Raw genomic sequence first — 11,574 nt, forward strand, 5'->3', positions numbered from 1 at the left:
CAAGAGAACCTTATGGAAAAGGTACGAGCTTTGACAGAGCATGCTCATCGACATACTACGCAAAACTTGTAGCGTAGTCCCTTGTTGTGCCTTCGCCAGCACTTTCTCGGGGGGCAAAGTCAGACGCCATCAAAGGAGATGGCGCACCCGACACGATTCGAACGTGTGGCCTCCACCTTCGGAGGGTGGCGCTCTATCCAGCTGAGCTACGGGTGCATCAATGTTCAGATAGTGTCCGAGATCGAGCAGGGTCAATCCCGAATCAGGTAATCGCATCGGCGCAAACGGAGCGGGTTTAGCCCTGCCGATTGTCGCCGTTTGTCCTCCAGAACCTCCTTTCAGCTTGCTTCCGCGGTGCTTCCGCGACCTCAGAACCGATCTTGTTGCGTCCTCCGAGTTTCACCAATCGCTTGGTTTCCCTCGATTTTTTCGACACCCTCGATCAGCAGGCTTGACTTAGCCCTGCCTTCGGAGGGCAACGCTCTATCCAGCTGAGCTACGGGCGCAATCCGTGGAAGGTGGATAGCCGATCCCGGCTGCTTCGGCAACGAGGGATTTTGCGAAGGAGCGGCGCTCTGGTGCGGCAAAGGTCATACGTTCGAATCGTGTCGGGCGCGCCGCGGCTGTGGCGAGCGGGTCGCGAACCGGAAGGGTGTTCGCAACACTCTGAACGAAATCACAGGAGTCTATCGAAACTATCGATGCGGACGGCATCCCAGTCGCGGCGATAGAATGCGTCGAAACCGGCTGAAGCGGATACTTCTCATTGCGCGCTCTGAAGGCGGGCGAGCAACCTCTGCCCTGTCTCATGTTTGCGTTCGGTCGTGAACCGTCCGAAGGGCTTGTCGGCCGCCGATGCATTGACGAAAACCAACGGGCGCCCCTTCCGGGAGGGTATGCTGCCAACCTGAACCAACAGGGGTGCCCGCAGCAGCTTACCCTTGGCGGCCGTGCGGTGTTCGGCAAGGCGTTCCCAGCGTCGTCCCGCCTCGAAGTCCGCGTTCCACGTCTCTAAGTGCCCCCACCCAAGGGACGCCACGACGATGTCAGGTTCGAGTTCATCGATAAGCCATTCGAAGATGTGCCGTCCAACCGTTGTCAATTTCGCGCGCTGCTCAATCGTTAGCTTCGACCATGTAGGCGACGTCGCGATGGGCGAGCACATATCAAGGTGGAGGGCCGTCGAGGCATAGTCTCCGTTCGCCATCTTGCCCCCGTAAGATGCTTCCAGCCCATTGAGCACTGGCTCAAACGAGTTGAACCAGGATCCATACGGATGGCACCTGAAATAGGCGCCGAGCTGCGCCTCCAGTTCTGCTGGTCCCTGAAGGCCCTTGGCTACGTCGAACCGTGGCTTATCGTCGGGAAATTCCCGATTAGAAGGATTGAGGGCGGCGGTCAGCACTCGCAGCGGCGATGCCAGGTAGCGTTTCAAATCGCCGAAATACGGGATGGGTAAGCTGTGCGGGACAACGAAATCGAGTTCCCGCACCTCGGCCAGATGGGCCAGGCAACGGCTGTAGAAGTTGGCATCGAGCAGGGTTTCTCCGCTCATTCCGCCGCCTCAAGTTCGCCGATCAGCGTGATCGGGATATTCGGCTTGTAGTAGAGAACAAAGTCCGCCTTCTTCGCCTTGCCTTGAGTGACTAGCTTGCCGCGCACGACAACGCGGCCCTTGGTGAAACAGACCTCTTCACGGACCTGCACCATTTCGTCCCAGCCGGCGCGTTTGACCGCTGGCAGGATGAACTTCGTGCAGATGTCACGCTCGGTGAGGATCCGCTTATCCATGAGGGTTAGCTGTCTCGCATTTGGCGTGAGGTTGCGCCGAAACAGCAGCGGTGAGGATCAAAATGTTGCTCGCACGAGACAGACAGGTAGCTGCTCACTATGCTCGTCACATGAAGCATGTCCAGCCGGATCGATCGGAATGCGAGTGCCCCTGACTGTCGCTGCTGTTCATCAGGCCATAGCCGAATTCAACAATCTCGGACGCGAGACGTTCCTCCGCACCTACGGTTTCGGCACAGCCAAGGACTACATGCTCCTGGTCGACGGTCGCGAATACGACTCGAAGGCGATCGTCGCCGTCGCCCACAAATACCTCCCCGGCGACGGACGACCGCTGAGGCACGATGAACTGTCGGGTGGCGTTGCCGATGCCGTCAGAAAGCTAACGGAGCTGAATTTTCACGTGGTGCGGCGCTCCGACCGGGTGGACTGGACCTGGGACGAGCATGTGCTCGCGCTGGAGCTCTATTTCGTCAACCCCGCATCCCCTCCCGGTAAGGCCAGTGCCGAGGTTTTGGCGCTGTCACAGCTCCTTCAGCATCTAGGCGACCGGAAAGGTATCGAACGAGGCGAGACCTACCGCAACGCCAACGGCGTCTACATGAAGATGATGAACTTCCGGCGTTTCGATCCCGCGTTCCAGGCGGTTGGCAAGGTTGGCCTGTCTCAGGGCAACAAGCTCGAGGAAGAGGTCTGGGTCACGTTCGCGAACGATCGACAGGCACTGGCTCGGGCGGCAGCCGCAATCCGAACCGCGATCGACGACGTTGCGGTCAGCGTTCAGGATGAACTCTACGAGGCCGAGGAAGGCGGTCTGATCCTGCGCCTGCATCTGTCCCGAGAGCGGAATCGGGCTCTGGTCCAACGGAAGCGCGACCAGGCACGCGAGCGACATGGCCTCCTGGTCTGTGAAGCGTGCGACTTCGACTTCTCAACCGCCTATGGCGAGCTCGGTTTCGGCTTCATCGAGGTGCATCATCGAAAGCCGGTCGCGTCATTGCAACCAGGCGACAGGACGAAGCTGGAAGATCTCGCTCTCGTCTGCGCGAACTGTCACCGGATGCTGCATCGTCGTAACGCGCTGCTCAGCGTCGAAGATCTCCGCGCTATCGTCGGCCAGCCGCGTCGTCGCCTCAGTTCGGACGCTGCATAGGACGCGTTCAGGTGGTCCGTGGCGAGCGTCAGAGCTCTGAACGCAGCTGACCAGCTCGGCGCCGCCGAGCCAGCCAGGGAGCGCCCTTAGTAACCGCGCTCGGCCCGGATCGCGCTGCCCAGCTGATTCACATTGCGCTCAAGGTAGCCCAGGTTTTTGTCGAACCTGGCGCGCAGCTTGTCGTTGCAACCTTCCGGCGGCAGGCTGCGGATCTCCTTGTAACCCGCATCGATCATCTGTTCCTTGGCCCGCCGGCCGCGACTACCGATGCCCGTAGTAGCGACTGACGCCACGTCATTCAAAACCTTGATCGGCAGCTTTGCCTCGAGGTCGCGGCAGACGGTGGCGATCGCCGTGAGCTTGCCCCAGACGTCACTGATCTGGTCGATAGGGCCGTCCGGCTTCGGGCCGGCGTAATCAATAGGCCCGGCGCGGATCTCGCTGCGATCACTAGCCGCTATGGCGTTCATCCGCGCACCTTGCTCCGCGTTACCCGGTCAGTGTCGTCGAGAAGAAGCACCCTGCGATCTAGTGCCCCCTGTATGGCCGGAAAACCTACCCCCCGACGTCCTCCCCCAGAGCGGCCGGCTTCACCACTTCGACCAGAATCGTGGCGGTCCCAGCAACAGGCGCCTCATCTGGAACAGGTTCCGGACTTGGCGCCTCGTGCCCCATCATCATTGCGTAGTGCGCCCCATGGTTCGTTACCTCGAATATCTGCCTGAATACCGCTAGATATCGAGCAACTGTTGCGTCATCTGCCGTAACGTAGAGGTCGTCTGTGAAATTGTGAGAACCGTCATTGATCCATGAAAACAAGGACGCACAGACCTGTTGATCGCGCCCCTCGAACTTCGCGGCCACCGCATCTTTGTCCATATTCCCCAGAATCGTGAAATAGTGCTCCAAGATCCGCCGCAAGACATTTTGGATCGTTAAATTCGATCGATTCGGATTTTTAACCTCCGACCAGAGGAGCTCATATGACGTCCTGATCGGATTCGTTTCATGACTCGAGAGGATCGTCGCATCATTTGCTTTGCGCGCCACCCAGAATGTCTCATGCGCTCGGCGAGTTCCTTGCCGCTTAGGATCGAACGACACCTCCTTGTGGAAATAGATGTTGTGGGTCAGCATGAAGACCTGCTTCACACGCCCGCCGCCTTCTGCTGCCTCGGCCAAAATCCGTTTGATGAGCGAACTGACTATGAAGAGCACGTCGCTGTCGAGGCTGGACACCGGGTCATCAAAAACTACCACTCGGTCGACGTTCACGCCGCTGGCAGTCGTGCTGCCGCCGATCAGGTGATAGAAATACAGGAAGGTGATGAAGCTGCGCTCACCTTCGCTGAGCGTTTCAGTGGCCTCGCTCCCGTCCCCGCGCACAATTCGATAGAACTGGCCTTTGTCGCCAGTGGCAGCTAAATTGAAGCTCGTGAAACCGAATGACGTCAGAGTATTGTTGATCGCCGTCACCGTGGGCTGAACACTAGTCACACCCTTTTCCAGTTCGGCCAACACCGCACGCGCCGCATTCAGATCCGTCGTCTTTGAAACGATCCCCGCCGTAAGCCCGGCAACCGCCTTGTCGAGGCCCGCCTTACCGGAACTGTAAGGCCCAATGATATTCCTGTTCTCTTCGATCAGGCATTTCCAGATTTCGGAAGTCAGCGTCTTACGTTCAGCGACAAGATTGTCGACCAAGGCGTTATGTCGCGCGGTCTGATTGTTCGCACTCTCGATGAGAGCGGCTATTTGCCCGAGCGCCTCGTCGAGGGGCTCCAGCGTGACCGGCATGCTGGGTTCCTTGCGCTTCCGTTCAATGTGGCGCTTGTTGAGCGCGATGAGAGACTGCAGCCGATCCCTCAACGGCCGCAGCGCCTCGATGTCGATATGTGTGGCGCCAGAGCCAAGCGCCACATCGACCACCCCGAGGATCGCGCCAGCGAATGTGTCATAGGCTTGTTCCGTTCGAGCGATCTCCCCGACGTCGGCAACGTATGCTTCGTCGAAAAATGCGTTCAGCTTCGCAAGCAGTTCCGCATCGAGGGCCTTCTGACAAAACGGGCATGGCGCCCCGGCGCCCGCGGCGTATTGGAGCCCCTCTCGAACCCAGTCGCTGCTTCCTAACCGGCGGATAAGTGCGGCTATGTCGATATCTTCTTTGCCGACGACCTTCTTCGAGAGAACCGGACGCTGTTCAAGAGCAAGTAGATCGGCGCCGTTGATTGATTGCAGTATTGGTAAACGGGCAACTCCCTCGGCAAAGACCGTGCGGGCGCGCACCTTCAGATCATCGACAGATTGCAACGCCGCCTGGTTTGCGGCCGCCTCTTCGAGAACCTTGTCGCAGAACCTGGCACGTGAATTACGCACGCCTGAGAACGCTCCCTGGAAATGGGCATCATGGGCGGATTTGATCTTCCAGCACTCCGCCTCGAAGGACTCACGCAAGGCGCGAAGCTCGGCATGTTTTCCCGTTGTGCCGGCGTGATCTCCCAGCGTGGCCTTCAGCTTTCCGATCTGCTCTTCGATCTCCTCAACCTTGCCGCGCGCCTCCTCAATTCTCTCCAAAGTGTCAGTTGCGACTTCACCGAGCGTGAAAATGCCGCGGAGGGGCTGAGAGAAATTGTGAGCAACGAAATCACGATTATAGACGAGTGTTTCTAGCGACCGGCCGTTGCGCCAGGCAATGGTGCAGGATGGATATGAGGCAGGATCAGCAATAACTCGCGATATTGTCGTTTTTCCCGATCCGTTGGCTCCGAACAGAAAGTTGATCGGCCTTAGGCCGTTAAGGCGCTGCGGATCTTCACCATAGGTCGCCACTTTAGCAATGCCGACTTCTTCGATCACGGCTCGCCCCCCGAAAAGAAGACGGCGTGATTGTTTCTGATCTGTTGCCGTCCTTGGTGATTGGGCGTTAATCGTTGAAGAAAATCAATCTCAATATATGGTAACCGGAGAAGCCAGGAGGCATTTGACCGATCAGTTCGCGCCCCGGCGCCGCATCGCCGCGGAAATCCTGATCCGAGGCGTCGGCAGCATGCGACTCTTGACGTGACATAGGTCGGCGAGCGCTTCTTGCGCTCCCTGCGAGAACGCGCCGGATGGACCGGTTCGGGCCGCGGAAACGTATCGCGCGCATTTCAAAGTCGACTGGTCTGCTGCACTGAACCTTAGCGCCTCTCCGCTAAGCTAGCCTGATGACAGTTGTTCGATTCAGAACACGACGGCCAAGACGGGCATTCGATCTACGTCTGCTTGCCGGAGGCGGCGCAGCGGTCGTTACCCTGGCCGCCCTATGCGCCGGCATATGGATCTATCGCGAGCCGCTTAAAGCCGCAGCGCTTCCGAATTGTCAGATCCGCGGAAACATCAGCTCCACCAGCGAGCGCATCTATCATGTTCCAGGCCAGCGATATTATGCCGACGTCGTCGTGCATTGGTGGCGCGGAGAGCGATGGTTCTGCACTGAGGCCGACGCCAAGCGAGCCGGCTGGCGTCGCGCCAGGATCTGACAACCTCAGATGCGCTATCGCGGCCAGCCTCGAGCAGCGCTCCACCGACCGCAGTGACGACGCAGATGCGCCCTAGGATTCGCAGGGAGAGTCACGAGCTGGATCCGCAGCGCTGAGCGCGACCCATGCAGCGCAAACGGGTTGTTGCTGCCGGTGAGCTTCCCTTCGTCCTGGGTTACGGCGAGGCTCCAGATGTTCGTCGTCGGGATTTTCCGGCACCGCAGATATCCGCAGTGAAGGTCCGTCTCGGCATCTATTCGAATGCGGTCATCGCTATCGCGCGCGCCTCTCCGGGGACGCCCTGCAAGCGAGAACCAATCGAAATTTGCGCCCCAGGCTGCGAAATGTCGAAATCAGTGAACCTGCGACATCAGGCTGCAATGCAGGTCGTGTGCCGAGATCTTTTTTGATTTCGGCGTTCCAGGGCAACTTAGGGTAAACTTACGGTCAACCAGCGACTGATTTCATAGAGGTTTCCGCGCTGCGTGGTTTACCTTGCGGGCCGCCCCAAATAGGTATTCTGGTGCCCTCTCGGCATGTTGGTTGACCGCAAGTTGTCCAAATGCACCCTCTTGGTTGACCAGGGTAAACCACGCGCACCAAGCTCGCGTCGCGCTATCGTAGTTGACTTTCCCGGAAGCCAATATCACTGGATCATTGGTGGCCTCCCGAGGGATAGGCCTATACATTTATAGCCATATGCTTAGAGTTGTGTATGCCCGCGACATCGAAACGGCCGGCGATCGCGTTTATCTTTGCCGTTGTCCGCAAGCTCCCTAACTCCGGCGCCGAGCTAGCGACGTTAGCCCCAGTCGCCGAGCAACATCGCCTCATCGCGGTTCAAGTCCAGCGCGGCTTCGTCGGCAAGGGCGCGCGACACGCAGTGACGACGTATCGGCGGCAGCGCTTCGTCGACCATCCCGCGTTCGGTCAAGCATGCGACGACGCAAGGGCGATCAGTGGGACGCTGCTCATCGGCGATGTCTTTGGCAGCATGCGAAACCTGGAAGCTCCGGACGCGATCCATTGCATGAAGGCGCTGGACGCCTTGGAGATCGATGTCATTAACGCGCTCGACGGTCGCATGTGGACGTCATACGCGACCTCGGAAAAGCAGAGTCTATATCGCGCTGAGAAAACTCGCTCCCAATTGAGAGGCGTGCGGATCAAGAGCGGGATGCCGAAGAAGCTTGCGGCCATCTCGATTGCCGATGCTCACCGGAGACAGAAGCGCGCTGCAACCACGCTGCAAAAGAATGCCTATAGACGTGCACTCGCGTTGAAGGAAGTCGTGAGCGAGATCCTGTCCAGCACCGGCGCCGAGTCGATCTCGGCCAGCGTTCTTGCAAAAGAACTCAACACTCGAGGAATTCGTTCTTCTCGGGGAAAAAATTGGTCGCCTACAACTGCTGACCGTCTCTGGACACGTTTGAAAGAGATGGAAAAGCTCGATGACCCCTCGTAGGCGTCAGGTAATCGTCGATCAGCTCCTTCCAGAGAAGACTTTCTCCCTCCAAAACCTGCTACCAAAAGTGGTGGCAGGTGAGAGAGAGATTTCCTTCCGTCGAAGTGGCTGGAGAACCTGACAGCAGCTACGCTGCAGCCTGGTGGCGTCCATTGACCAGGCATGCGGTTCCGAATCTCGATCCTTTCGGATCACGCGGTTATCGAGACGAATCTCGAAGCCTTCTGATGCTGCACAGCACTCAACAGCACCAGAAGCGGAAGATGCGGCCGAACGCAGAGCTTCCGTCTTTTTTGCGCGTTTGCAGCGATCTGCTGCCGGTGCAACCTGCGCCTAGGCGTCCTACCTCTCAGTAGGGGAGCGCTAGCCCGATATCCCGTTCGGTGTGGCGCCTCATAGCGACCGTCCTGTATTCGGTGCGCCGTTATTTCAAGGCCACTATGAGATCCCCGAGGAGATCTGTTAGCGCAAATATTGTATCAGTAGGGGCGCGGCGTGTCGGGCACTTTAACATCGCAAGCTCCGATTAGGCTCTACCGACACATTTCCGCGGCGATGAGCTCGTCGAGCTTCATGAAGAATGGCGAGATCCCGCTAACCACCAGCTTGTCGCCCTCGATCCGGAGCGTCGCGCTGTAAGATTGAAACGCCCTCGTGCCCGTGTCGCGGTTCATTGGCACCATCGCCCCGCAGACCTTACCCTGTTCTCCGGCTCCTCTTGGGAGGCGCAGCGTCTCGATGTCGAGGCGGAAGCTGTCAGCGTTGAAAATCCAATTGTGAGCGTCTCTGTTGACCAGCACCAGGACGTCGGCGCTGGTGAAATCGCGAGCCTGTGAGGGGCTCGCCACGAGCGAAAGCGTTACTGCGACTGAAGCGAGGGCGGATCGGAAGGCGCGTGTCATGTCGATCTCCAGGTGGTCGAGATCACGCGTCTATCGGAGCACCGGATCGGCACTAGCCCTGCGGCTTGGGAAACAGGTGGGAGGTTGCGGTAGTCATGGTGCGCCGGTGAGCATCGTAAATTTCGGCGCCGAATGATTGGTGATTACGCGGGCGCGCGAATCGCTTACCCGCGCTGGCACGCTGATCCTGGGGGGGCATCATGGCTTATAGAATTGGGGGAGCGGCCCTCCTGGCCGCTGTCATGAGCGGCTGCGTCTCGTCGCAGCCTGGCGAGCCCATCGCAATGTTTCGCCTGCCTGTGACCGGCCAGTTCGGCGCGATGCCAGCGGCGGGCCAGATTACGGCGTTCAACAACGGCGTCGGAACGTTTTGGGTTCAGACGCCAGGCGACGCGCGCTGCTCGGGGGAGTATCAGGTGCGCGACCCCAATCCGGCTCTGGTGCTCGCCGGCAAGTGCTCGAACGGGAAGAGCGGGCAGATCGTCGTTACCCGCACGCCGGATCTGATGTCTGGATCTGCGATCGTGAGGCTGAGCGACGGCACGCGGGGCCAGTTCGTTTTCGGCAACCTCACCTATGCGCAGACCTTTGGGCAGGGTGGCGCGGCCGCCATCCGCTAAATCCAAGCGGCAAGGGGGTCAGCCATCCACGCCCTGTCGCAAACAGGCAAGGATAGAGCGTAGGAGGCCGGCAGATTGCCTGCATCCTGTAGCGCATGAACGCGTCAATCTAGGACTTCGACTTCCAAACCTATCCCAAGCGCGCAACAAGATCAGCGGCGCGCAAATGCGCGTAGCGGGCGAGCATGCGCAGCTCGCGATGTCCGCTTATCGTAGACACTTCTACGACGTTCAGGCCCTTCTCGAACAGGCGCGACACGGCTTCGTGGCGCAGATCGTGAAAGTGCAGACCGGAGATTTCAGCGCGTCCGCACAGATGACCCCAGGCTTGAACAACCGCGCTCTCGCTGGTTGGGAGCACTCGACCAGTCGACGGGCTTCCCTGGCCTTCCCAGAGTCGCTGGAGAACGTCTCGGGCGCGGCTGGAGAGGGGCACGTCGCGAGAGTCGCCGTTTTTGGTCAGGGGCAGGTGAGCAATGCGGGCGTCGAGGTCGACGTGCTCCCAGTCCAGGCTCAGCAATTCACCGCGGCGCATGCCCGTTTCGATGGCGAGCACGATCAGGTCGCGCATGTAGATGTTTCTACCGCTGTCGGCAGCGTCGAGCAGACGTTGCTCCTCGTCATCACGAAGGCGTCGATTGCGACCTCGAGGTGGACTTGGGCGGCGCACGAGCTTCGCGGGATTGCGATGCAGATAGACGTCCCAGTCCCGCATCGCGGTGTCGATCGCGTGTGAGATCGTGTTCAGCTCGCGGATCACGGTCGACGGCGACACGGTCTTGAGACGCTCGTCGCGATAGGTCGCGAGATCCGAGGTAGAGAGCAGCGCGAGCGTGCGATGGCAGATCGGGCGACGCAGCAATGCCTTGATCCGCGAGATCTCGGTGTGAGCGCTGCGCTTCCTGGGCGAGATCTCGACCATGTAGCGCTCCAGGATCGACCGGAGTGTCGTAGATTCAGCTACACGCGTGTCGGGCAGCATGCCGCAGCGGTCGAGCTCACTCTCTAGGGAACGGGCCCACTTCTCGGCGTCGGCTTTCTGATCGAAGCTCTTTGCTCTGGGCGCCATGCCGCGACGGCGAATTTGCGCCTGCCATCTGCCCCGGAGCTTTCTGATCGTCGCCATTGCGGACCTGCCTCGTTCGTCCAATGACTAAAGGACGCCTGCAGTGGCCCGCCAAGGAGGTTTCCAGGCGCGGCGCGGAGAAATCCGAGCTGGATGTGGCGCAGGTGTGCCGCGGCGCGAACCGCGGAGAGTCTGGCGTCTTCCGATGCCTGAAGGATCAAAGGCTTCCGGCGATCAGTGCGGCCATTGGGCGTGCCTTTCGTAGGCAACGCTCTCTCAGGCGCCGGCGGGGATGATAACTTCGTCAGGCGCATGCGGACCTGGCACGAGCCCAGCGGCGACGATCCCGCTCGCACTGAGGACGTGCTTTTCCTGGTCATCGAAAAAGATATGCGCTCCGGTCGCTCCTAAAATCGGCCCCTTCTCATGGGCGCCGACAAAGTGCGCTTCGTCTGCTGGCGTGCCCCATGCTCGAAGCGTATGAACCACCCGTTCATGTGATGGCGCGTTCCTGGCCGTAACGATGGCGATCCGGACACGGCTGATGCCATCGGGGCGCATGTAGAGCGACCGGATTCGCGACAACTTGACGAGGAAGTTGCCGAACGGTCCACGGTTCATTGGGACACGAGCATTTTTTGTCTCGTGCTGGAGAAAGCGCTCCAAGCCATGCTTCTTATAAATCTCGTCGGATTCCTCGCTAAAAATTACCGCATCGCCGTCGAAGGCAAAGCGGACTTCATTGGACGGACCGTCATGGAGTTGGGTCGGAGCGCGCGCGAGGCGGGCAGCCGCCGTCCGTCCGGTAATGGCAGCGCGGACATCGGGAGCATCGTTGGAAAGAAACAGGTCAACGCCCCAGGCGGTTGCGAACGGAGCCAGTGGTCGCCCGCTTGTGAAGCTACCGTGTGTGCACGGCGGTGAGAAAACCATCCAGTGAAGCGCCGGCGCTTGTGCGGGCGCGGGCGGTGTAAAAGTCGTCCACTGGATAGGCTGGCCCCTTTGGGGTCGGCGAGGATGTTCGCTGTGGAGGTCTACGCGGCGGTTCGCGATTTC

The 11,574-nt window shown here is 59.6% G+C and carries 10 protein-coding genes, 1 tRNA gene and 1 pseudogene; 4 read left to right on the plus strand and 8 right to left on the minus strand.

The annotated features are described in order from the left end of the window. Nucleotides 1-139 precede the first annotated feature (139 nt). From J0I99_RS18410 to J0I99_RS18420, 3 genes and pseudogenes are all read right to left on the minus strand, one after another. Nucleotides 140-216 (minus strand) — tRNA-Arg (locus J0I99_RS18410). A gap of 547 nt (nt 217-763) precedes the next feature. After that, nucleotides 764-1,555, minus strand: coding sequence for a hypothetical protein (locus tag J0I99_RS18415; RefSeq protein WP_291398941.1), 792 nt, complete (start codon nt 1,553-1,555; stop codon nt 764-766). 20 nt (nt 1,556-1,575) lie between these two features. Further along, nucleotides 1,576-1,791, minus strand: a pseudogene (locus tag J0I99_RS18420) (hypothetical protein); the annotation flags it as partial. A 145-nt stretch (nt 1,792-1,936) separates the two neighbouring features. Between J0I99_RS18420 and J0I99_RS18425 the strand changes: the two are divergent. Next, nucleotides 1,937-2,944 carry an HNH endonuclease gene (locus J0I99_RS18425; protein WP_291398943.1) on the plus strand — a complete coding sequence of 336 codons (1,008 nt, stop codon included), beginning with the start codon at nt 1,937-1,939 and terminating at the stop codon, nt 2,942-2,944. Nucleotides 2,945-3,030: 86 nt separating this feature from the next. On the opposite strand, the gene J0I99_RS18430 is transcribed toward J0I99_RS18425, so the two are convergent. Together J0I99_RS18430 and J0I99_RS18435 are read right to left on the minus strand one after the other, a co-directional pair. Continuing rightward, nucleotides 3,031-3,414 carry a hypothetical protein gene (locus J0I99_RS18430; RefSeq protein ID WP_291398944.1) on the minus strand — a complete coding sequence of 128 codons (384 nt, stop codon included), beginning with the start codon at nt 3,412-3,414 and terminating at the stop codon, nt 3,031-3,033. 85 nt (nt 3,415-3,499) lie between these two features. Next, a complete protein-coding gene (locus tag J0I99_RS18435) occupies nt 3,500-5,800 on the minus strand; it encodes an AAA family ATPase (protein ID WP_291398945.1) in 2,301 nt (766 codons plus the stop codon). Between the two features lie 790 nt (nt 5,801-6,590). On the opposite strand from J0I99_RS18435, the gene J0I99_RS18440 reads away from it, so the two are divergent. Together J0I99_RS18440 and J0I99_RS18445 are read left to right on the plus strand one after the other, a co-directional pair. Beyond that, on the plus strand, nt 6,591-6,875 hold the full coding sequence (locus J0I99_RS18440) for a hypothetical protein (protein WP_291398946.1): 285 nt from the start codon (nt 6,591-6,593) through the stop codon (nt 6,873-6,875). Between the two features lie 305 nt (nt 6,876-7,180). Then, nucleotides 7,181-7,930 (plus strand): hypothetical protein, encoded by a 750-nt coding sequence (locus J0I99_RS18445; RefSeq protein ID WP_291398947.1) that lies wholly within the window; start codon nt 7,181-7,183, stop codon nt 7,928-7,930. Nucleotides 7,931-8,463: 533 nt separating this feature from the next. On the opposite strand, the gene J0I99_RS18450 is transcribed toward J0I99_RS18445, so the two are convergent. Further along, nucleotides 8,464-8,832: a hypothetical protein gene (locus tag J0I99_RS18450; protein WP_291398948.1), complete on the minus strand. Its 369-nt coding sequence runs from the start codon at nt 8,830-8,832 to the stop codon at nt 8,464-8,466. A gap of 200 nt (nt 8,833-9,032) precedes the next feature. Between J0I99_RS18450 and J0I99_RS18455 the strand changes: the two genes are divergently transcribed. Beyond that, entirely contained in the window at nt 9,033-9,452 is a 420-nt protein-coding gene (locus J0I99_RS18455) for a hypothetical protein (protein WP_291398949.1), read from the plus strand. A 130-nt stretch (nt 9,453-9,582) separates the two neighbouring features. Here the strand turns inward: J0I99_RS18455 and J0I99_RS18460 are convergent, their stop codons facing one another. Together J0I99_RS18460 and J0I99_RS18465 are read right to left on the minus strand one after the other, a co-directional pair. Beyond that, nucleotides 9,583-10,578 (minus strand): site-specific integrase, encoded by a 996-nt coding sequence (locus tag J0I99_RS18460; RefSeq protein ID WP_291398950.1) that lies wholly within the window; start codon nt 10,576-10,578, stop codon nt 9,583-9,585. A 216-nt stretch (nt 10,579-10,794) separates the two neighbouring features. Continuing rightward, nucleotides 10,795-11,574, minus strand: a 780-nt coding sequence (locus tag J0I99_RS18465) for a 5'-nucleotidase (protein WP_291398951.1), incomplete at its 5' end; no start/stop codon positions are given.

Origin of the sequence: Devosia sp., from assembly GCF_017307495.1 — a bacterium.
Classification (GTDB): Bacteria; Pseudomonadota; Alphaproteobacteria; order Rhizobiales; family Devosiaceae; genus Devosia_A.

Excerpts from the sequence above, each read along its gene's own strand:
- J0I99_RS18455 (WP_291398949.1), top strand. The coding sequence starts at position 9,033 with ATGGCTTATAGAATTGGGGGAGCGGCCCTCCTGGCCGCTGTCATGAGC.
- J0I99_RS18460 (WP_291398950.1), bottom strand. The coding sequence starts at position 10,578 with ATGGCGACGATCAGAAAGCTCCGGGGCAGATGGCAGGCGCAAATTCGC.
- J0I99_RS18440 (WP_291398946.1), top strand. The coding sequence starts at position 6,591 with ATGCAGCGCAAACGGGTTGTTGCTGCCGGTGAGCTTCCCTTCGTCCTG.
- J0I99_RS18450 (WP_291398948.1), bottom strand. The coding sequence starts at position 8,832 with ATGACACGCGCCTTCCGATCCGCCCTCGCTTCAGTCGCAGTAACGCTT.
- J0I99_RS18430 (WP_291398944.1), bottom strand. The coding sequence starts at position 3,414 with ATGAACGCCATAGCGGCTAGTGATCGCAGCGAGATCCGCGCCGGGCCT.
- J0I99_RS18415 (WP_291398941.1), bottom strand. The coding sequence starts at position 1,555 with ATGAGCGGAGAAACCCTGCTCGATGCCAACTTCTACAGCCGTTGCCTG.
- J0I99_RS18445 (WP_291398947.1), top strand. The coding sequence starts at position 7,181 with ATGCCCGCGACATCGAAACGGCCGGCGATCGCGTTTATCTTTGCCGTT.